Origin of the sequence: Shewanella sp. Choline-02u-19 (assembly GCF_002836205.1) — a bacterium.
Lineage (GTDB): Bacteria > Pseudomonadota > Gammaproteobacteria > Enterobacterales > Shewanellaceae > Shewanella.
The window spans coordinates 1,973,470-1,994,052 of the sequence record NZ_PJBE01000013.1; the positions used below are offsets into that span (position 1 = coordinate 1,973,470).

Genomic DNA, 20,583 nt, shown 5'->3' on the forward strand with positions numbered 1-20,583 from the left:
TGCAGCGCTCAACAGCGTATTGGCTTATTGACTTGAGCGGAGGTATGGCAAGGTAATGTACGTTAGTAAACGCCTTGGTAATCCATCATCAGTAAACAAAGGTTAACTTGAAATGGTTTTACACAAAGGCACACAGCGCACGACACACTCGATGACCTAATGACTCAAAATTGATTTAATGAAATGGAACAGGAATTAACAGTACGGAGGAGGAATGGGTGGCGCGTAGCTTCTGTCTTGATAGCTAATAAGGAACTGACTCTTGTCTTTGACACCATTTGATTGGGCGAAAAAGCTCAACTGGGCAGGAGGATGGCAAGCAGTATGGAAGTCGTTATCATGTTCATCTTGATCACTCACTTCGACCATATGGCTGCAGTTGTTAACGCCTGTGTGACAGCAGTCTTGTTGCAGTTCTTGCGCCAAACTGTTTTCTAAGTGATGAGGCTCACTGATACTCATCTCTGCATAGTGAAGCTCAGTGCTGTGAAGGTCTGCAGCTACACAAGTGGGAAATAATTGCGACACAAATACCACCAGTAATAAAACTAGTGTCAATTTAGACTGAAACATCTGCATTGATAAATGTGAGTTAAACAACCATATTCCTAAAAGCTAAAACAGATTAACTAATGACTTACTTATTAACGGCAGATGATAACCGCTTTTATCTCAGGTAAATAGTGCTCAAGGCAAAACATTTAAAAAACATGACCGCGGTCTAAAGCATTGATAGCCGTCAACATCAGCAAACCCATCCTAGGGTTAAGCTTTGCTTTTAGTCGTGCGTGGCTTATTAACCGCTTTTTTTGGCGTTGATGCTGTTTTAGTGCTCTTACGCGCGTAGGACTTCTTCTTAAACGGCGTCGGGCTTTTAACCCCTTGCAAGGCGGTGGGTAACACTGAGCCCGCTTGGGTAATTAATTCATCTAATTTGCTGATAAGCGGCTGCATAAAGGCTTGATACTGGGTTTCCTTACGGCTCATAGAATCTAAGGTATTTTCCCACAATGCCGTCATATCTGGCGTCGTTGCACTGAGCGGCAAACTATTGATCAGACCTTTGCCCACATCCGTCGCAATAATGGTTTTACCTTGTCTCACTAAAAAACTGCGCTTAAATAGAAGTTCAATTATGCCAGCACGGGTCGCTTCAGTACCCAGGCCATCGGTGTCTTTAAGGATCTTACGAATTTCAGGGTCGGTAACATAGCGGTTTATCCCCGTCATCGCACCAAGTAACGTCGCATCAGTAAAGTGCTTTGGGGGTTGAGTTTGCTTTTCCAATAACTCTCCACGTTGGCACAGTAACGATTGCCCCTGGGTTAATGGCGGTATGGTGGCTAACTCCTCGTCATCACCTTTCTCAACAGAGTTAGCGCCATTGTTAGCATTAGACTGAGCTTGTTTCAGCAACTGCTTCCAACCTATCGCATTTTCTTGTTTGGCTTTGGTCTTAAATAATCCACCGGCGATGACAATCTCTACCACTGTTTCTTTATAGAGATACGCAGGATAAAACTGCATTAAATATTGCCGCGCAACTTGCAAATAAATCTGCTTTTCAGCTGGACTGAGGCTAGCTAAGTTGGCGACTTTCTCTGTGGGAATTATCGCATGGTGGGCATCGACCTTTTTATCATTCCACGCTTTTGACTTAAGTTTAGCATTGGGTGCATCAATGCCTTGCGTCAGCTCTGCTGCACCTTTATTAACCGTCGCGATGACGCTAGGCGCCATCGCGTGTTGCTCTGCAGGCAAATAACGGCTGTCTGAACGAGGATAGGTGATCAGTTTATGACGTTCATATAACGACTGACAGGTATCTAGTACCGTTTTAGCGCTCATGCCGAAGCGTTTAGCGGCATCAATTTGTAATGAGGATAGATTGTAAGGCAACGGTGCATTTAATTTTTTATTTTGCGCCGTGACTTTTTCAACCGTGCCATTTTTGCCGGTTATACGCCCGACCACGTTCTGCGCGAGGCCTTTGGATAGCACTCGCCCATCTTCGTCCATATAAGGCTCACACGCCTCACTGGGTTGCCATTTGGCGGTAAATGCTTGTTGAGCGTCTGTGGTTAGATGCGCCACAACCTCATAGAATGGTTTTGATACAAAATCGTTAATCTCTTCATCACGCCTGACCACTAACCCCAATAACGGGGTTTGTACTCGTCCAACGGAGAGCACGCCTTGATAACCAACTTTACGACCTTGGATGGTGTAAGCCCGAGTCATGTTCATCCCATAAAGCCAGTCAGCGCGAGAGCGCGCTAAGGCTGAAGTCGACAATGGGATAAACTCACGATTTGAGCGTAATTGCCCTAAGGCACGAGTCACGGCTTGGGGATTTAAGTCGCTGATGAGCAGCCGTTTGGCTTGCTGTAACTTAGCGCCTTTAACGCCTAAGTGAGCAATGATCTCGTCGACCAACAGCTGGCCTTCTCTATCAGGATCGCCGGCATTCACCAGTTGAGTCGCCTCTTTAACCAGCCCTCTCAGCACGGCAATTTGACCACGCATCTTATATTTTGGCTTCATCTTCCACACATCTGGCACTATCGGAAGATGTTCAAACTTCCAAGACTTATATTCTGGCGAATACGCATCTGGCTCTGCTTGCTCTAATAAATGTCCAACGCACCAGGAAACACAGTCACCGTTCGCAGCACGTATAAAGCCCTCGCCTTTTTTTAACGGTTTAGGTAACACGTCGGCGATGGCTCTACCAAGACTGGGTTTTTCTGCAATATATAAGATCATCGGTGTACATTTACTATCACTGTATAAATTAACAGTAACTGTAACCTGAGGGGAGCATAGGTGCAATAAAAAGCCAGCTAACTGCTCAAAGATTGTAAAGTTTATTGCGAACGATTCTCATTCGAGCTTTAATCTTTACTCTACTTCGGAGGAACGATAATGTTGACGACGCTAAGCAACCCAGCAACAAGACTCGACAGGTTACTGCTCTATCACTTTCTACTCGTGACTGCTTGGGTCATCTTATGCGCCCCGCTATTAGCGCAAAGCCCGAGTGTCGAACCATTAGTGTTGAGTAGTTTGGTCATTTTTCTTACCAGCATCAGCACCCTGATTGGCTTGAAAATGGCACATGGGTTCAGCAAAAATACCTATTCTTTGTTGTTTATCAGCTGGATGGCTGTTTGGGTAACTCAGCTGTTTAGCTTTTAATACCAATGCACTAAGTATTTGACCCATTCAGAGCGCCGACGTTTAAAGCAAATGGCAAAGCCCCTTACGACTAAATGGTCTATTTTGTTCCATACAAAATAAGACATTCCCATCCTATATGGCGGTCAAGTGCAGGAGGTACGAGTCCACGGATGGACGGAGGTAGAATAATGCAGCTGCAATTATCGAGAGTCATGCATGGAGCAATTACCGAGGATGCTAGAGCCGAAAATTACGATTAGCTTCAATCCCCCATCTTGCCTAAAGGGCTTTGAATTCCCGCGAATGGTCAAACTTTTAATGCAATTGGTATAAGTTCTATTTACGGCATAAAAAAGCCGAGCTATTGCTCGGCTTTTTTGTCAAAGATCTAGATTAACTTATGGATGGCAAACGTTATGCATCTCTAAGTTAGTACCGACATCTTTGCTGCGATTAGCTTTGGCATCATCGTTACGAAGCTGGGTAATATAATCTAAGTATTCTTGGTTAACGTCATTGGTGACATATTTGCCGTCGAATACCGATGTTTCAAAACGCTTAATGGCGGGGTTTTCTTGGCGCACCGCTGCGATCAGATCAGGCAACGACTGGAAAATCATGCCGTCTGCGCCAATTAGCTTAGTGATCTCTTCAACATCACGACCGTGAGCAATAAGCTCGTTAGTGGTCGGCATATCGATTCCGTAAACGTTAGGGAAACGAATTTCTGGTGCCGCAGAAGCAAAGTATACTTTCTTAGCGCCAGCATCGCGTGCCATCTGAATGATCTGCTCAGAGGTTGTACCACGAACAATAGAGTCATCAACCAGCAATACGTTCTTATCTTTGAATTCGGCTTTAATCGCATTTAACTTACGACGAACCGACTTCTTACGCTCTTGTTGCCCTGGCATAATAAAGGTACGACCGATATAACGGTTCTTTACGAAGCCTTGACGATATGGAAGGTCCATATTTCGTGCGATTTCTAGTGCAATATCACAAGATGTTTCCGGGATGGGTATAACCACATCAATATCATGATCTTCCCACTCTTTCTTGATCTTCTCGCCCAGCATAGTCCCCATGTTAACACGGCTGCTATACACAGAAACATTATCAATAGTGGAGTCAGGACGCGCGAAATAGACAAATTCGAAAATACACGGTGCATAGCTTGGAGTATGCGCACATTGACGGGTAAACAACTCACCTTCTAGGGTAATGTAAACCGCTTCACCAGGTGCTACATCGCGCATAAACTCGAAACCAACCGCATCCAGCGCAACGCTTTCAGAAGCAACCATGTACTCAGTACCGGTTTCAGTTTCATGCTTACCAATCACTAATGGTCGAATGCCAAATGGGTCTCTAAATGCCATTAAACCTTGGCCGATGACCATAGCGACGACAGCATAAGCACCACGTGTAAGCTCATGTACTTTAGTGATCGCATTGAACACTTCATCAGAAGTGAGATGTTGCGTTGTAGTATGTTGCAACTCATCGGCAATCAAGTTTAATAACACTTCTGAATCAGAAGTCGTATTAACATGGCGACGTTGCTTGAGAAGACGCTCATGCAGCTCAACCGTATTGGTTAAGTTACCGTTATGCGCTAATGAAATACCAAAAGGTGAGTTAACATAAAATGGCTGAGCTTCAGATGCACTAGAGCTCCCTGCCGTAGGGTAACGCACATGACCGATACCTGCATTTCCCTGCAAGCGTTGCATATGCTTTGGCTCAAATACGTCTTTGACCAAACCATTGGCTTTACGCAATCTAAACGCGTAGCCGTCTACGGTCACAATGCCAGCAGCATCCTGTCCACGATGCTGAAGCACGGTCAATGCATCATAAATGGTTTGATTAACCGATGACTGACCAACTATTCCGACAATACCACACATGGGTAAGCTTCCTCATTGTAAGATGTTCTATTATTTAAATATTTTTGCTTTAGTTAAGCTTTAACTTAGCTAAAGGCCAAATAATGCTTTAGTGCATTTTATATTTTAGGTACAAAGCTTGAGGTATTTTCCAGGTAGTCAAAGAACCACTGGATCACAACTCCAAATTCGGGCACAAGCGTTGAACTCTGCCACCAATCTGCATTGGGCGCTCCGGTAAAAGCATCCAAGAAAAATAGTATTGCGCTTACGATGAGTGCGCCTCGAAGCGCACCAAAACACAAGCCAAGCACTCTATCAGTGCCAGACAAACCGGTCTTTGAGACCAATTGGCCAATTAAATAGTTAACTAATGCACCCAGAATGAGTGTTGAGACAAATAGAATAGCGACTGCGACGCCATTACGAACGAGTTCATCTTGTATCTGAGTAAGATAAGTGGCGAGTTTGAGGTAAAACTGACTGGCGATGAAAAATGCGGAAAACCACACGACGAGAGACATCGCCTCTATTACAAAGCCTCGTACTAAACTGATCAACGTAGACAGTCCAATAACGATTATTATGGCGTAATCAATCCAAACCATTGAAGAGTATATCCGGCATAGGGGTTAAGACGGCGCGATTCTAACAGAGACAGAGTTATTTCACACGCTTTAGGCACGAAATAACTATTTCTCGGATAAGGACAATCACACCTTGTTATTTTTCGACGGGGTTGTACGCCACGATGCGGCCTTTCAACTTCGTCAGCTTTTCAATATCAGCCTGCATTGCGACTAATTTATCTTTTGAAATATTCGGTCCAACAAACACTTTGGTTAGCTGGCCATCAATGGGTTTCGTCGGCAAGGTATAAGCGGTCAAGCCCTTGCTACGTAAGCGTTTAACTAAAGCCTGTACATTAGCAGCATTGTTAAAACTACCCAGCTGAATTGTCCACGCACTGGCGTTAGACGCCGCCACTTTTTTACTCGCTGTGGCAACGGAGCTTTCCGCTTTGACAACGGCTTTTTTTGTCTCCGTTTTAGGCTCAACGGCAACCGCTATTTGATCTTGTTTTTGTGCTGGCTCAATTTGCCAGCTGTCATCACCATTTGAAGTCGCTGACACTTCATTATTGAGCTCTAACGTTCCAATGGTTTGCTGCGGTAACGCTGCGTCTTCGACATTAGGTCGTAACGGGATCTCGGCAAACTGTTCTTCTTGACGCTGTTTTTTACCGTCAAGAATATCGGGTAAAAAAATGACTCCTAACGCGACAATGACAATCACACCTACTAGACGATTTTGAAAATGACTAGACAAAACTCTCTCCCTTTAGTAACTCTTTAAAACCGGCCACGGTGTAAAATGAACCGAACACAATAACCATATCGTCGGCTTTAGCATCTTGTTTAACAGCATCCCAGGCCGCGCTTATATTCGCAAAGCAACTCGCTTGGCTATCGGCGGGTAATAACGCTTTTAACGCCAACGCCGTTGAGCCACGTGCAACATTTAAATCAATAAGATACCAATGCGTGATGTCTAATGACAACTCAGCCAATACAGCTAAAGCATCTTTATCCTTTAACATGCCACAAATAGCAAATAAGCGCTGCTTATTGATTTTTTTTAATCGAGAACGTAAATACTTTGCGGCATGAGGATTGTGTGCCACATCAACCATGACTGATGGCTTATCACAGACATGCTCTAAACGCCCAGCAAGCTGAGTCTTGCCGACAGCATCAGCAATATAAGCTTTATCGATTTCAGGACATAAATGCTCTAGTACCGCAATGGCAGTTGCTGCATTGGGTTGCGGTAACGTTGGCAATGGCAAGGAACTCAATTCGAAAAGTTGACCGCTATAGTGCCAATCTGATTCATCACACTGATAACTAAACTCATGACCAACGCGGTACAGGTCGGCCGAAATGCTTTGTGCATAGTCAATCAGGGTTGACGGGCAATCTGGCTCACCCACAATTGCAGGTCGCCCCGCTCTAAATATACCTGCTTTTTCGGCTGCCACTAATGCGCGCGTGTCGCCTAAATACTCTTGATGGTCAAGGTCTATCGAGGTGACGACGCTAATATCGGCGTCAATAATGTTAGTCGCATCGAGTCGTCCGCCTAAGCCCACTTCGAGTAAAATCACATCGAGATGTTCACGCTTAAACAGCACCAGTCCTGCGAGTGTTGCGTATTCAAAGAAACTTAACGAAATCTCTGCACGAGCGGCTTCGATAGCTTCAAATGCACTAACAAGTGCTTCGTCTGTGGCATCAATGCCATTGATCCTAACTCGCTCATTGTATTTGAGTAAATGGGGTGAGCTGTATACCCCTACCGTTTTACCCGTCTGCTGCAACGCCGCTTCTATCATGGCGCAGGTCGTCCCCTTGCCATTAGTACCCGCAACGGTAACAACCTTAGTCGTCCCCAATTCTGTGAGTCTTAGACGTGTCGCGACCTCTGATACGCGTTCAAGACCCATATCAATTTCAGTTGGATGAATCGCCAACAGATAATCGAGCCAATATTTCAATGAGGCTTGTGCTTTGGGGGCTAGAGGCTTCATGGATTCAATCACAGCGTTAGTCCAACATAAATAGCGGGCCTAGGGCCAACTTAGGCAATTCGAATTGGTCCGGATAAGTCACATCAACCAGATACAAACCATTAGGTTTTGCTGTGGCTGCTGCTTTGGATCTGTCTTTCAATGCGAGCAAGGTATTAACCCATTCAGCTTGCTGCTTACCTTTACCAATCTCAAGTAAGGTGCCAACAATATTACGTACCATGTGATGTAAGAAGGCATTGGCTTTGATATCAACACAGATATACATACCTTGGCGAGTCACATTCACTTCATGTACTTTGCGAAATGGTGTTTTTGACTGGCATTGAAGTGCTCTAAAACTAGTAAAGTCATGTTCACCGACAAATAGCTGCGCCGCTTGGTGCATCTTGTTCTCATCAATTTCGCCACGGTAATGGCTAACGCCACTTCTTAAAATGCCCGGACGTAATTGGTGGTTATAAATCATATAGCGGTAGCGTCTTGCGGTCGCCGAAAAACGAGCATGAAACTCGTCATCCACGACTTTTACCCAACGCACTGCGACATTATCAGGTAAATTAACATTTACCCCTAATGTCCAAGCTGTATCTTTGCGGATAGCATTCGTTTCAAAATGCACCACTTGGCCAGTTGCATGCACGCCAGTATCCGTTCTTCCCGCACATTGGACCGTAATAGGTTCATTCGCAACAATAGAGAGCGCTTTCTCTAACTGGGCTTGCACAGAGTCGACATCGAGTTGGCGTTGCCACCCGAAATACTGACTACCATCATACTCTATACCTAACGCAACCCGCATCACACACCTCTTAACTCGGTTCAACTATGTTTGAACGACAACGTCAAAAAGATTAATCGACAGTATCGCTAAACGAAATCATTTAATAGGCGGCGATTCTAGCATAACAGTGCCAAACGATAAGCATAAAAAAGGCGCCTTAAGCGCCGTTTTTAACTGATTATTTTACACTAACTCTTTTATCAATCCTGCCGCTTCTTCTTGCTGCCTTTCATTGCCATCGAGTTCAACCTCTTTAAGCAAAGCATGAGCGCTGTCATTATCATCGATTTCAATATAAGCACGCGCTAAGTCGAGTTTGGCATTGATTGAGTTTTCCGCATCATCAACGTCAACCATCGAGATATTGCCCATAAACGTATCAAGCTCGCCCATGTCGACGTCTAACTCTTTATAAAGATCCGTTTCTACACTATCTTCGTCTGCTTCATTGAGTAATCTATCGATATCAATAAAGCCGTTATCTTTTTGGAAAGACGTTAAGTCATGCTCTGGAATATGACTCGCGGAAATACTTCCTTCATTAGCATCAAGTGCGGCCAATGCTTGATCAACGGTTAGCTTGCTATCATCTTCGATGATAAACGAGTTAATGTCCTCTTCGTCTTCACCTTCGACAGCTGATGCCCCTGTTGCAGCAAGTGCACTGAGTAATTCATCATCGGTTAGTGTCGAATTGGTTAACTCAGCGGATGCTGCATCCCAATCAAGTGCTGCAGGTTCAGCTTTTTTAGTGCCTTTAAGATCATCAAAGAAACCACTGTCTTTTTCAACTTTTACGCTTGGCTCTATCGGTGTAGAAGTAAACTCAAGCATGTTGTCGGCAGCTTCTGGCTGTTCATCTACATCTATCTTGAGATCAATGCTTGAGTCGACATCAGTTTCAACATTGTTTTTGAATTCAGCAAGTTCAGTCCCATCTAGCGCAGAGGTATCAAAATCCAAGCTGAAATCAACATCGGCAGCCTCCGTCATTACACTCTTGGTCTCTTCGCTGCTATGTAACTCACTAAGAACATTATCTGCAGATGTTGCTGACAAATTAAACTCTGCCAATAAGCTATCAAGTTCACCCTCTTCAACGGGTTGCTCTGGCACTTCTGTCGCTAACTCTGCAGCAATATCATCAACTAATGCTTTTGACTCTTGCGGGAGTTGAATTGCATGTTCATCAACCGGAGCGTCTAAATCGGCGAGTAACGCATCCAGTTCATTATCTAAGTCCGCTTCATTCACGCTTATATCATCGACACCAAGATCAAGCTCGGCGGCAATTTCTAAAGGCAGCTCAAGCTCAGCAGCGATTTCGTCAGACAATGCATCAATATCGCTATCATTGGCCAATGTATCTTGCTCATCAGCTGTGATATCAAACTCTGCAAGCAGTGAGTCTAAATCATCGTTAGGAGTAACGTCTTCCTTTATCGCTGGGCTGTTGGCCGCCAGAAGCAAGTCTAGTTCATCAAGTTCAGGCTCGCGGTTAAGCGCTTCATTGGTACTATCTTCATCAAATCCCGCTAACAGTGCATCGAGAGCGTCTTCATCAGCGATTGATTCACTTTTAGTCTCTTCATCAAAGCCCGCTAGTAATACATCGAGATCGTCTTCATCAGCGATTGGTTCACTTTTAGTGTCTTCATCAAAGCCCGCTAGTAATACGTCGAGATCGTCTTCATCAGCGATTGGTTCACTTTTAGTGTCTTCATCAAAGCCCGCTAGCAATGCATCGAGATCGTCTTCTTTTGCGATTTCAACCGTTTTTGGTTCTTCGTCAAAACCCGCTAACAAGGCATCAAGGTCATCTTCGTTTTCTGCCGAGGGTTGCTCTAGTGAATCAAGGGCTTCAACTTCGCCATCTTGCTCACCCATCGCCTCCGCCCACAAATCATCTAACGACTGCCCTTCATCTGCTGCCTCTTCAACCACAAATTCAGCTGAGTCGTTCAACTTTGGCTGTTCAATCTCATCCATTGAGTCAACTGAATTTTCAGCCTGCTCAGAATCTAAATGTATTGCTAAACTATCATCGGTATCAGACGCTTCATCGCTCGCAGCATTCTCAGTCAATACATCAGCGTCACTGGTTTCTGGATTAGCTTCCAAAGGGGTGTCACTGTCATTACGGCGACGGATAAACATCCAGAAAATCCCGAGCATAAGAAGCGCTGGAACCACTGCACCGAAGATCAGCAACAAGGGGTTATCCATCAAAGAGCGCCAAAGTGTTGATGTTGGTTGCTCTTTTTCTTGACTCAGTAAATCAATCTTTTCTTGCTTAGCAGTAACGTCACTCTTAAGCGCGTCATTTTCTAAATTTTTATCTTGCAACGCCTGCTTTAGCAGTGCGTTTTCTGCTTTCAACTCTGAGATCTTTTCCTGAAAGGATTCAGTATCAGTTGAGCTGATGGTAATTTCATCTGTAGCCCGAGCCAATTCATCTGTCAGTGCTAAATTAAGCGCTTCTGCTTGCTCAAGTTTATCACTGAGCGATTTAATTTCAGTGGGTGTTTTAATTGCTTTGATGACAGGTTTAGCTGTGGGTTTGACGGCGGGGGTAACCCGTTGCTTAACTATGCTCTCGGTGGGTTTCTCTTTCGTTTGCGCCGTTGACAACCAACCACGATCGTTATATTCAGCACGTTTTTTAGCATCTGTTGTTGATACCTGCTGCATGACGTCTTTTGACGGCACCAGTAAGATCATTCCGCGTTCTAAGCTATTATAATTCTTTCCGCTAAAGGCGTGAGGGTTAGCATCGAATAGTGCCGACATCACTTGATAAACCGTTACGCTATTATCCGGTTTTACAGCCTGCGCGATACTCCAAAAGGTATCAGATGATGTAGTAGGACCATATTGTCGCTTGACCGACTGAACTTGGCCTTCAGGGCCGGTGATCTTTAATGATTCTGCGACTGCAAAATTAATCGAAGGGCCAATAGTTAAGACAGTTAAAACGACGGCAAAAATGCCAACAAGATGTGAAGTGCGAAAATTCATCAATCCTTCCCTTTGAAGCGTAGGAGCCACTGTTTAGTGACAAGCTTTAGGCAATTGTATTTATTGAGATTACTATAAACTAGATTAAGTTGCCCTGCTACTGTTCACAACTCTAAAACATAAAAAGCCCGCATAGTGCGGGCTTTTTAAACAATTATGTTCAATGCAGGATCAGATTAATAATAATCTCTGATAAGCACTTCTGCAATTTGTACGCTGTTTAAGGCAGCGCCTTTACGAATATTATCAGAGACAACCCAAAGGTTTATGCCATTGTCGTGAGAAATATCTTTTCTGACTCGACCAACATAAACAGGATCTGAGCCCGCACCATCGGTGACTGCAGTCGGATAATCTTCATCAGACTCAAACAGTTCAACGCCAGGAGCACCGCGCAACACTTCTTTAACCTCTTCAGCATCGACAGGTTGTAGTGTTTCAAGATGGATAGCTTCTGAGTGACCATAAAATACTGGTACGCGTACTGCTGTTGGGTTCACTACGATATTTTCATCACCGAAGATCTTTTGCGTTTCCCACACCATTTTCATCTCTTCTTTGGTGTAGCCATTGTCCATAAACTTATCAATTTGCGGCAATACGTTAAACGCAATTTGTTTTGAATAGGTTTTCGGTTCAACAGGCAGACCTTGCAGTAACTTAGAACACTGCGTCGCTAGCTCTTCTACTGACTTCTTACCTGAACCTGATACAGACTGATATGTCGCGACATTAATACGCGAGATCCCGAAAGCATCATGGATCGGTTTAAGTGCAACCAACATTTGAATCGTTGAACAGTTAGGATTCGCAATAATATTGCGATTTCTAAAGTCGGCAATCGCTTCTGGGTTAACTTCAGGGATAACAAGTGGCACATCAATGTCATATCTAAAGTGCGATGTGTTATCGATAACAACACAGCCTTGCTCTGCAGCAATTGGCGCCCACTTTTCAGACACATCACCACCCGCGGAGAAGAAACCGATCTGAGCTTTCGACCAATCAAAGGTATCCACGTCCAAAATTTCGACCTGTTTACCATGGAAGCTGACCGTATTACCGGCGCTGCGACTGCTGGCTAGAGGGTACAACTTTGCAACCGGAAAATTACGCTCTTCGAGGATCTCAATGATAACTTGACCCACTGCGCCCGATGCACCTAATACGACAACATTATATTCCTGCGACATAATTACAGCCCGACTCCTGAAAACCCTAAATTGGATAACCAATTTACATTAGTTTGTCCCATATTGCTTACCTTTAATGCGCTAAATTCACGTCTATGCTTGTGATTTTTTCTCATATGATCAAACCCCAGGTTATTAAGAAAGTTTTTTCTGAATAACTCATCATCATCGCGCAAATCATATACAAATCTCGCCAGCTGTAATAACGCTCTTTCGGTAGCGATTTCAGTCACTGTCACTTGTTCACTCCACAATGCGGGTAACAAGGCGTCCATCTTATTTTCACCCTTAATGTTTAGTACCTTAGCCACCTGCTGATACAGCATGTAAGTCCCACGCGCTTTACCCTCTAATGAGTAACCGGCAATGTGCGGGGTACAAAATTCGATATAAGGCACTAGCTCGGGCATTGGATGAGGTTCACCTTCCCACACATCAAGTACAACTTTTATGTCATCTCGTTGCTGTTTAAACTTAAGTAACGCACGATTATCAATCACCTCACCGCGACAGCAGTTAAGCAGCCAAGTGTTTTCACGCAAACGATTTAAACGAGCCTCATCGAATAGATACCATGTTTTATGTTCACCCGTTTTAGTAATCGGCGCATGCAAACTAATCACATCGCATTTATCAATGAGGAAGTTTAAAGAAACAAAACTGCGAGGGTCGCCTTTTGCTTCGAGTACAGGATCACAAAGCAATACTTCAATCCCATAAGCTTCTAGACACTTGGCAACGGCAGTACCGGTATTCCCTGCGCCAACAATCCCTACCACTTTACCTTTTAAAGGACTTTTAAAGCGCTGGGCAAGTTCTAACATGGCTATAAAGGCAAACTCACCAACGGCAGTCGCATTGCAGCCAGGCGCATTGGAGAATGGAATATTACGGCTGGCAAGGTAGTCTAAATCAATATGGTCAGTGCCAATTGTTGCGCTACCGACAAACTTAAGTTGGTTATTCCCTGCGAGTAATGCTTGATTCACCTGAGTAACCGAACGCACCAACAATATATCCACGTTATTAACTTGCTCTGCAGTTAACTCTCGGCCATTAACGGTTTCTATGTTGCCTAAATGGCCAAATAGCTGTTGAACATAAGGCATGTTTTCATCGGCAAGGATCTTCATAATGGTTCCTAAAACGTGTGCTGAATCCGTAAGGAGTGCATTCTAGCAAGATGGTTGCAACTTGAATATCGAGCCGAAGGTATTTTCAGACATGTTTTACCAAAACCCTTAATTGACTGGTTTAGCTTATTCCCGATAGCCTTTCTCAGCTCAGTTACGTTACGCTCAGAAGGTTGACACAGAAAATCATAAGCATTACCAACACCCGAGAAAGTGACAACAAACACAGAAGGTTTGGTTTAGCCACGTTAAAAGGTTATTAATATCGTCATTATTCAAACTAAATATTAGGAGAGCTGCCGAACGGCTAAAAGGAGTCAACAGCACTGATAAAAATGCTATTTTTCTGAGTCACACAGTAACGGCTCAACATCTGTAGTAATACAGTTACGCTGTCTATCTCTTTAACCTCGCTAAAGGGTAAAAATAGCAAAGCCGAAGGGGTAGCTCCGAACTTTCTATCTTAACGTTATACCGAAATAGAGAAGATGGCGAAATTAAATAGGTCATATCAGTATATGGCAATCTACAGCTTACTCATTGTTTACTCGCTATTTTTCTCTTTCTATTAGTGATATTTGTTTATCTATTTGGTCTGCTTCATAACTCAGTTGAGAATAACTTTTTATGTCTCCATTTCTTTGAGCATGCATAGCTTGTTCAAGTTTTATAGAGAGAAGTTTATTCAATTTTTTTGTTGGATTTGATTTAAATATAGAAAACATTTACGAGTCTCAATCAGGTCTGTTAGTTCCCTATACGGCTAAATACCACTATTCGATTACTTTTCTTGCGAATTAACTCCCAACGAGCCGATTACGCTAGGAAATAAGGCGCGACTTGTTCCGAGTTTCGCTTGTTGACTAATCAACTGATTGATTGGTTGGTTGACTGATTGATTGGTTGATTGGTTGATTGGTTCAATATACCTTAGCCACCCCAGATATCGCTTGCACAGTCTGAAGCTTTGGTGAAACATTCGCTATATGAGATAAAATTTGGATAGCACGGTAAAATATGCTGTGAACCTGTATTTCTTGGGATTTAACTTGTTATACATTCTTACACCTTAACTACAAACCCCCTTACAAGTGGCAACATAAGATTAAAAAGTTAGATTTGATACTTGCCATATTCCTTTACAACATTTAAACCTACAAAAACATCCTCCGCCGACTTATCTTGCTAACATAACTCAAAAAACAGACAACTATCCTGACAGGGTGGCGCTCATATAAGCTATAATATCCCCCGTAAAATCAACAACTCAATAGTTAAAATTCGTTGGTTAGCTTGATGACAATACTAATTAGTATCATAGAAGATTGATACATCCATGTTTCCACATCTCCATGTTTCCACATCTCCATGTTTCCACATCTCCATGTTTCCACATCTCCATGTTTCCACATCTCCATGTTTCCACATCTCCATGTTTCCACATCTCCATGTTTCCACATCTCCATGCTTTCATATTTCCAAGGGCTTATATTTTCAAGAGGCTTAAATTTAATAACATCTTGAATAAAAACATAAAGACAAAGGAATAAAATGAAAATCACCATAGTTGGAGCAGGCAATGCAGGTTCTGCTTGTGCGTTTATGGCTGCTGAGGCAGGACATAAAGTAACACTACTGAAAACTTCGAATCGTATTACTCATGATGATCATTTTGAAGCAATGGTCAAAAACAAGGGCATATACTGTATCGATAACACCAAAAATGGCCATTTTACCGATAGCGCTGATGATGCCGAAAAAACTTTTCAACCACTGGAATTGATTACTCGAGATCCCAAAGAAGCGATTAACGGAGCTGATGTTGTAATGGTTTTTATTCAAACCACATACCATCCAGCTTTAGCAGAAAGAATCGCAAAGTATTTTCAGGATGATCAGCTTGTTATCTTAATACCTGGATACGCTGGTAGTATCTTTTATAAAAAATATTGCACCAATAACCCTATCTTTGCCGAAGGAGAATCGACTCCTAACGATGCAAGAATTGTTGCACCTGGCACAGTGAAAGTCTTGTTCAAAAATGCTAGAAACTCACTATCGTTTTTCCCCGCCACAAGAACAGCTGAAGGCATGACCATAGCATCGCGCTTATTCCCGGCCTACGACATTGAAATGAACAGCGTTCGAAAGCATATATTTGAATCAGCACTGCATAATCCCAATATCATTGTTCACACAATAGGCTTGTATGTGATGTATCCAATGCTTGAGTATTGTGCAAAACATCATCCTGATGAAGTCCCCTATATGTACCGGGATGCGCTTTCAACTGAAATGGCATGGTTGATGATTGACAAATTAGACGCTGAAAAAATGGCGGTGTTAACAGCCTTGGGCTGTGAACCTATCCCCTATCTAAAAGCCTGTTTATTTAGGAATGAAGAAGATCTTAACCAAAATCCTAAAGCCGTTTTTGAAAGTTATAAAATTTCATCGCCTCCTGGACCGTATAGTTTCGATAACCGCTACGTAACTGAAGATGTGCCTATGGGGCTAGTTTTGTTATCATCATTAGGTGACAAATTAGGGATTAATATGCCTGAATGTAACCGTTTGATTGAGATGTGTGGCGGAATTTTAACAAGAGACTTTTTTGCAGAAGGCAGAACATTAGCATCACTCGGGCTTGATGAACTATCAAAAGAGGATCTGTTAAACTTTGTCATTGGAGATGTGCTGCCAACCAAAAAACTCATCGCGTAATGACCAAGAGTGAAGTGTCACCCACATAGATTGTATCTTCGCTCAGTGCCACTCATCCAAAGCATACTTTGGATGAGTGGCAGGTTTCAAGAAGGCTGCCGTAAATGAGTCAGCACCGCATGTCATAAGCAGTTTACAGCGCACTAAGATTAACCATCTTACTGGGTGCTAAATTTCGAGCCTCTTCATATGAGCAATTCAATATCAACAACAGCGTAATGGTAGATTATTGAGGACGTCAGTCAAGTATTCATCTCATATGCACTGTTGGCTCATTGCTCGCATCGTTGATGCATTAGACACTATACTGGCCGTTAGTCTTACTCGGTTTATGGATAGACGACGAGGACAACGTGTTAGCAAGTCCAATGAGATTGGACATCGCAATAATGAACGACTGCTTGTTGAGTTTCATAAAAGTCGGATACAAAAAAAGGAAGCCTAAGCTTCCTTTTTAGATGACAACCATTGGCTTACTTATACTTTCGCATAACCAAAGTTGCGTTTGTGCCACCAAAACCAAAGCTGTTACTCATCACAGTGTTCAGCTCAGCTTCACGGTATTCAGTCACTACTGGCATACCAGCTGCTTTTTCGTCTAGGGTATCGATATTGATGCTTGGTGCAATAAAGCCTTCTTCCATCATGATCATACTGTAGATAGCCTCATGAGCACCCGCAGCACCGAGTGCATGACCAGTCAAAGACTTAGTTGATGCAATTGGAGGTAAATCTTCACCAAATGTTTCACGTAATGCTTCAAGCTCACGCATATCACCAACAGGCGTTGAAGTGCCGTGTGTGTTGATATAATCGATTGGGGTATCAACATCAGCTAAAGCCATCTGCATACAACGTACAGCGCCCTCACCTGATGGAGCAACCATGTCATAACCATCTGATGATGCGCCATAACCAACAATTTCTGCGTATATTTTTGCACCACGTGCAAGCGCGTGTTCTAGCTCTTCAACGACAACGATTCCGCCGCCACCAGAGATAACAAAACCATCGCGGTCTGCGTCATATGTGCGTGACGCTTTCTCAGGTGTATCATTGTACTTAGTTGACAATGCACCCATCGCGTCGAAGCCCATTGTCAGCGTCCAATCGACCTCTTCTGAGCCACCAGCAAACACCATGTCTTGCTTACCCATTTGGATAAGCTCAGCCGCATGGCCAATACAATGTGCGCTAGTTGCACAAGCAGAACTAATTGAATAGTTCATGCCTTTAATTTTAAATGGTGTTGCAAGACAAGCACTTGCTGTGCTCGACATGATGCGCGGCACAATATACGGCCCAACGCGCTTCACACCTTTTTCTCGCAAAATATCAGCTGCTTGTACTTGGTTGGCTGAAGATGCTCCACCCGTACCCGCAATAATACCGACCCGAGGATCTGAATATTGTTCTTCAGTTAGACCCGCATCTTTAATCGCTTCTGCCATTGCAATATAAGCGTATGCCGCAGCATTGCCCATAAAACGAAGTGCTTTACGATCAATGTGCTCTTTAGGATCTAACTTGATATCGCCCCAAACATGGCTGCGCAGCTTCATTTCTTCAAACTGATCGGAGTGAGTAATACCACTACGACCCGCTTTCAATGATTCAGTGACTTCTTGCTTGTTATTACCGATGCTTGAGACAACGCCAAGTCCGGTGATCACGACTCTTTTCATTATTAATGATCCATTCTATACAGGTAGTACCCATTTTGCTGAGCCAATGGTAGCGCTTTTATTCCATTTAAGTGGTCAGCTTTCCATAAAGAACACAAAAATAATGCCTAATATGGGATATTGAGTAAAATCCTTGCCTAAATTGTAGGATTAAAATGTACAATTTAACCCTAGTTCAGCAAATCCTACCCTGTTTTTATGAGGGTTTAATTTAACATTAAAGACGTAATCATGACAGTGAGTAAAATTATTCAGTCTATCTTAGCCATTAAAAACACTAAAGACGCCGTCATAGCCATACTCGGATTGGACTCAGTAAGCACAATAACGGATCTCATTGAGTATCAATCTGCATCAAAATCCAGGTTAACAGTTAAAATATTTTGCGCTATTGATGAGCATATTGAGCAACTATTTGCATCGCAAGCATGTAGAGATCTGTTGCAGACTCGTCCCGAAACTCAGCTTGTGGCTATCGAAGGTTGTCAGCGTGTCAAATTAAACCAAGGTGCCCTAATCATTGATTTTCATCTTGGTCATTATGAACAGCAATTACGTCAGATCTCCGTTAGCAGCACACATTTAATAGCGCATTGGATTTGCGCCGCCGCAATCAATTTACACAGCATTGAAGAGACCCTCTTCTGGCAAATGGCCAAACACAGTAACGATAGCTGCGATTGCTTAATCTCAGATAAGTTACCGGTCGATATTCAACAAGAACTATACAAACTGAGTCAATTGGTCGGTTTTAACGGTTTAAATTCAAGCAACACCGATAATGTGCCTCTGATGGAGCGTCAAGCACTTAGAGCACAACAATTAAGTCAACAAGCCCCCTATCCTATTCATGCAGTCAATAGCGCTGATGAAATAGCTGTCATTGGCGGCGGCATTGCTTGCGCAAGCTTAGTGTTGTCGCTCGCTGAGCGTAAACAAAAAACCGCAGTATTTTGTGAAGACAGTGATTTAGCCCAAGCTGCATCAGGCAACAGACAAGGGGCTATTTATCCACTACTCACGCCTGATAACAATACCTTAAGTCAGTATTTTCAACAGGCCTATCTTTTTAGCTTGCATCGATTAGCTTCACTCTCCAATCAAAATCATGCAATCGACTTTGATCTTTGTGGTGTGTTGCACACAGGTCATGATGAGCGTAGCAGAAAACGGGTGCTGAAAATTGTTAACGGTCACCATTGGTGCGTTAATATTGCACACGCCGTTACTGCACAGCAATCGAGTGAGCTAGCTGGTATAGACATTGACGAAACTGGAATATTCTATCCATTAGGCGGTTGGGTTGCGCCACAAGACCTCTGCAGAGCATCACTTGAACAAGCAAGCCGATTATCGGATGTATCAATCCATTTAAACACCCAAATAACAGCACTTGAAAAAAGTGATGCTGGCTGGTTTTTAGTCAGTAATAAACAACGTTTAGGCCCATACAAAACAGTGGTGGTAGCCAACGGTAAGTCACTCACTCGGTTTGAACAGACTAAGCATCTACAAGTTACCGGGTTTAGAGGTCAAGTCAGCCATGCGCCAACGAGAGCAAAATTGTCTAAACTAAGCACGGTTTTGTGTGCTAATGGCTATATGACCCCGATGAATGACGCCCTACATTGTTTAGGCGCCAGTTATATCAAAGATGCTGCCAATTTGGATTATAGTCCGCAAGAGCAAGTTGATAACTTACACAAGATCCAACAGAGTTATTTAAATAAGGACTGGAATCGTGATATCGATATATCCAAGCACAGCGCCCGAGTCGGCGTGCGGATGGTAACTCGCGATCACGCACCGATGATGGGGCCCGTTCCCGATCTAGAGGCCATTATGGCGCTCTACGATAAACATCAGCTCACACCAGAAAGTAGAAAATTTTGGCAAAGTAATGCCGCCCCCGTTCATAACGGACTCTATTTATTAGGCGGATTGGGCTCTAGAGGATTAAGTTCAGGTCTTTTAGCGGCTGAAGCGCTAGCCGCTCAAATTTGTGGAGAAGTGATGCCAATAAGCACTGACTTCATCGCACTGTTAAACCCAAACAGAATGTGGATGCGTAAACTGTTGAAGGGGAAATCCGTAGAGAGCGGCTCAGAATAAATGAGCCTATCTGCGATCCGAGTTTAACATTTGAAAAAATGTTTATGTTGGGAAGAAAGACAGTCTTCCCTAAACAATCTAGACTTCATCAACAACCATAAGCTAAGTCATAAAGTACCAGACATTTCTAGACAAAAACGAGTTGTATTTTAGCTTCAAGGTTTAACGTTCGTATGACCTTGAGTATAACGCCTCTCGATTCTGATTAGGTGCGATGACAGGGCTACAACAAGCGATGAGTAATTCAAATCTTGCTGCGAAAGGTAAGCAAG

15 protein-coding genes are annotated in these 20,583 nt (G+C 43.3%); 3 read left to right on the forward strand and 12 right to left on the reverse strand.

Annotation, left to right across the window (positions count from 1 at the left end; translation table 11 throughout):
• Positions 1 to 195 precede the first annotated feature (195 nt).
• Positions 196 to 528, reverse strand: a complete 333-nt coding sequence (locus CXF83_RS15390) for a hypothetical protein (RefSeq protein WP_232775125.1) — start codon at positions 526 to 528, stop codon at positions 196 to 198.
• A 237-nt stretch (positions 529 to 765) separates the two neighbouring features.
• Positions 766 to 2,766 carry a DNA topoisomerase III gene (locus CXF83_RS15395; protein ID WP_101091505.1) on the reverse strand — a complete coding sequence of 667 codons (2,001 nt, stop codon included), beginning with the start codon at positions 2,764 to 2,766 and terminating at the stop codon, positions 766 to 768.
• 159 nt (positions 2,767 to 2,925) lie between these two features.
• Between CXF83_RS15395 and CXF83_RS15400 the strand changes: the two genes are divergently transcribed.
• Positions 2,926 to 3,198 carry a hypothetical protein gene (locus CXF83_RS15400; RefSeq protein WP_101091504.1) on the forward strand — a complete coding sequence of 91 codons (273 nt, stop codon included), beginning with the start codon at positions 2,926 to 2,928 and terminating at the stop codon, positions 3,196 to 3,198.
• A gap of 380 nt (positions 3,199 to 3,578) precedes the next feature.
• Here the strand turns inward: CXF83_RS15400 and purF are convergent, their stop codons facing one another.
• From purF to CXF83_RS22555, 9 genes are all read right to left on the reverse strand, one after another.
• Positions 3,579 to 5,093, reverse strand: coding sequence for an amidophosphoribosyltransferase (gene purF, locus CXF83_RS15405; RefSeq protein ID WP_101091503.1), 1,515 nt, complete (start codon positions 5,091 to 5,093; stop codon positions 3,579 to 3,581).
• Positions 5,094 to 5,191: 98 nt separating this feature from the next.
• Positions 5,192 to 5,680: a CvpA family protein gene (locus tag CXF83_RS15410; protein ID WP_101091502.1), complete on the reverse strand. Its 489-nt coding sequence runs from the start codon at positions 5,678 to 5,680 to the stop codon at positions 5,192 to 5,194.
• A gap of 115 nt (positions 5,681 to 5,795) precedes the next feature.
• A complete protein-coding gene (locus tag CXF83_RS15415; protein WP_101091501.1) occupies positions 5,796 to 6,401 on the reverse strand; it encodes an SPOR domain-containing protein in 606 nt (201 codons plus the stop codon).
• Positions 6,394 to 7,662 carry a bifunctional tetrahydrofolate synthase/dihydrofolate synthase gene (gene folC / locus CXF83_RS15420; RefSeq protein ID WP_101091500.1) on the reverse strand — a complete coding sequence of 423 codons (1,269 nt, stop codon included), beginning with the start codon at positions 7,660 to 7,662 and terminating at the stop codon, positions 6,394 to 6,396. Before folC ends, CXF83_RS15415 begins: the two co-directional genes overlap by 8 nt.
• A gap of 16 nt (positions 7,663 to 7,678) precedes the next feature.
• Positions 7,679 to 8,464, reverse strand: a complete 786-nt coding sequence (gene truA, locus CXF83_RS15425; protein WP_101091499.1) for a tRNA pseudouridine(38-40) synthase TruA — start codon at positions 8,462 to 8,464, stop codon at positions 7,679 to 7,681.
• 165 nt (positions 8,465 to 8,629) lie between these two features.
• On the reverse strand, positions 8,630 to 11,464 hold the full coding sequence (locus CXF83_RS15430; protein WP_101091498.1) for a FimV/HubP family polar landmark protein: 2,835 nt from the start codon (positions 11,462 to 11,464) through the stop codon (positions 8,630 to 8,632).
• Positions 11,465 to 11,640: 176 nt separating this feature from the next.
• Positions 11,641 to 12,657 carry an aspartate-semialdehyde dehydrogenase gene (locus CXF83_RS15435; protein ID WP_101091497.1) on the reverse strand — a complete coding sequence of 339 codons (1,017 nt, stop codon included), beginning with the start codon at positions 12,655 to 12,657 and terminating at the stop codon, positions 11,641 to 11,643.
• A 2-nt stretch (positions 12,658 to 12,659) separates the two neighbouring features.
• Positions 12,660 to 13,790: a 4-phosphoerythronate dehydrogenase gene (locus CXF83_RS15440; RefSeq protein WP_101091496.1), complete on the reverse strand. Its 1,131-nt coding sequence runs from the start codon at positions 13,788 to 13,790 to the stop codon at positions 12,660 to 12,662.
• 551 nt (positions 13,791 to 14,341) lie between these two features.
• Positions 14,342 to 14,515 (reverse strand): DUF6435 family protein, encoded by a 174-nt coding sequence (locus CXF83_RS22555; RefSeq protein ID WP_145991624.1) that lies wholly within the window; start codon positions 14,513 to 14,515, stop codon positions 14,342 to 14,344.
• Between the two features lie 826 nt (positions 14,516 to 15,341).
• Here CXF83_RS22555 and CXF83_RS15445 point away from each other — a divergent pair.
• Complete coding sequence (locus CXF83_RS15445; protein WP_101091495.1) at positions 15,342 to 16,514, forward strand: NAD/NADP octopine/nopaline dehydrogenase family protein; 1,173 nt, start codon at positions 15,342 to 15,344, stop codon at positions 16,512 to 16,514.
• A gap of 473 nt (positions 16,515 to 16,987) precedes the next feature.
• Here CXF83_RS15445 and fabB read toward each other — a convergent pair whose 3' ends face one another.
• A complete protein-coding gene (fabB, locus tag CXF83_RS15450; protein WP_101091494.1) occupies positions 16,988 to 18,199 on the reverse strand; it encodes a beta-ketoacyl-ACP synthase I in 1,212 nt (403 codons plus the stop codon).
• 231 nt (positions 18,200 to 18,430) lie between these two features.
• On the opposite strand from fabB, the gene mnmC reads away from it, so the two are divergent.
• On the forward strand, positions 18,431 to 20,311 hold the full coding sequence (gene mnmC / locus CXF83_RS15455) for an FAD-dependent 5-carboxymethylaminomethyl-2-thiouridine(34) oxidoreductase MnmC (RefSeq protein WP_101091493.1): 1,881 nt from the start codon (positions 18,431 to 18,433) through the stop codon (positions 20,309 to 20,311).
• Positions 20,312 to 20,583: the final 272 nt, after the last annotated feature.

Bases quoted from the DNA above. Each gene is read 5' to 3' on its own strand.
- purF (WP_101091503.1), bottom strand. From the start codon at position 5,093: ATGTGTGGTATTGTCGGAATAGTTGGTCAGTCATCGGTTAATCAAACC.
- CXF83_RS15395 (WP_101091505.1), bottom strand. From the start codon at position 2,766: ATGATCTTATATATTGCAGAAAAACCCAGTCTTGGTAGAGCCATCGCC.
- fabB (WP_101091494.1), bottom strand. From the start codon at position 18,199: ATGAAAAGAGTCGTGATCACCGGACTTGGCGTTGTCTCAAGCATCGGT.
- CXF83_RS15400 (WP_101091504.1), top strand. From the start codon at position 2,926: ATGTTGACGACGCTAAGCAACCCAGCAACAAGACTCGACAGGTTACTG.
- CXF83_RS15435 (WP_101091497.1), bottom strand. From the start codon at position 12,657: ATGTCGCAGGAATATAATGTTGTCGTATTAGGTGCATCGGGCGCAGTG.
- CXF83_RS15440 (WP_101091496.1), bottom strand. From the start codon at position 13,790: ATGAAGATCCTTGCCGATGAAAACATGCCTTATGTTCAACAGCTATTT.
- CXF83_RS22555 (WP_145991624.1), bottom strand. From the start codon at position 14,515: ATGTTTTCTATATTTAAATCAAATCCAACAAAAAAATTGAATAAACTT.
- CXF83_RS15430 (WP_101091498.1), bottom strand. From the start codon at position 11,464: ATGAATTTTCGCACTTCACATCTTGTTGGCATTTTTGCCGTCGTTTTA.
- CXF83_RS15410 (WP_101091502.1), bottom strand. From the start codon at position 5,680: ATGGTTTGGATTGATTACGCCATAATAATCGTTATTGGACTGTCTACG.
- mnmC (WP_101091493.1), top strand. From the start codon at position 18,431: ATGACAGTGAGTAAAATTATTCAGTCTATCTTAGCCATTAAAAACACT.
- CXF83_RS15445 (WP_101091495.1), top strand. From the start codon at position 15,342: ATGAAAATCACCATAGTTGGAGCAGGCAATGCAGGTTCTGCTTGTGCG.
- folC (WP_101091500.1), bottom strand. From the start codon at position 7,662: ATGAAGCCTCTAGCCCCCAAAGCACAAGCCTCATTGAAATATTGGCTC.
- truA (WP_101091499.1), bottom strand. From the start codon at position 8,464: ATGCGGGTTGCGTTAGGTATAGAGTATGATGGTAGTCAGTATTTCGGG.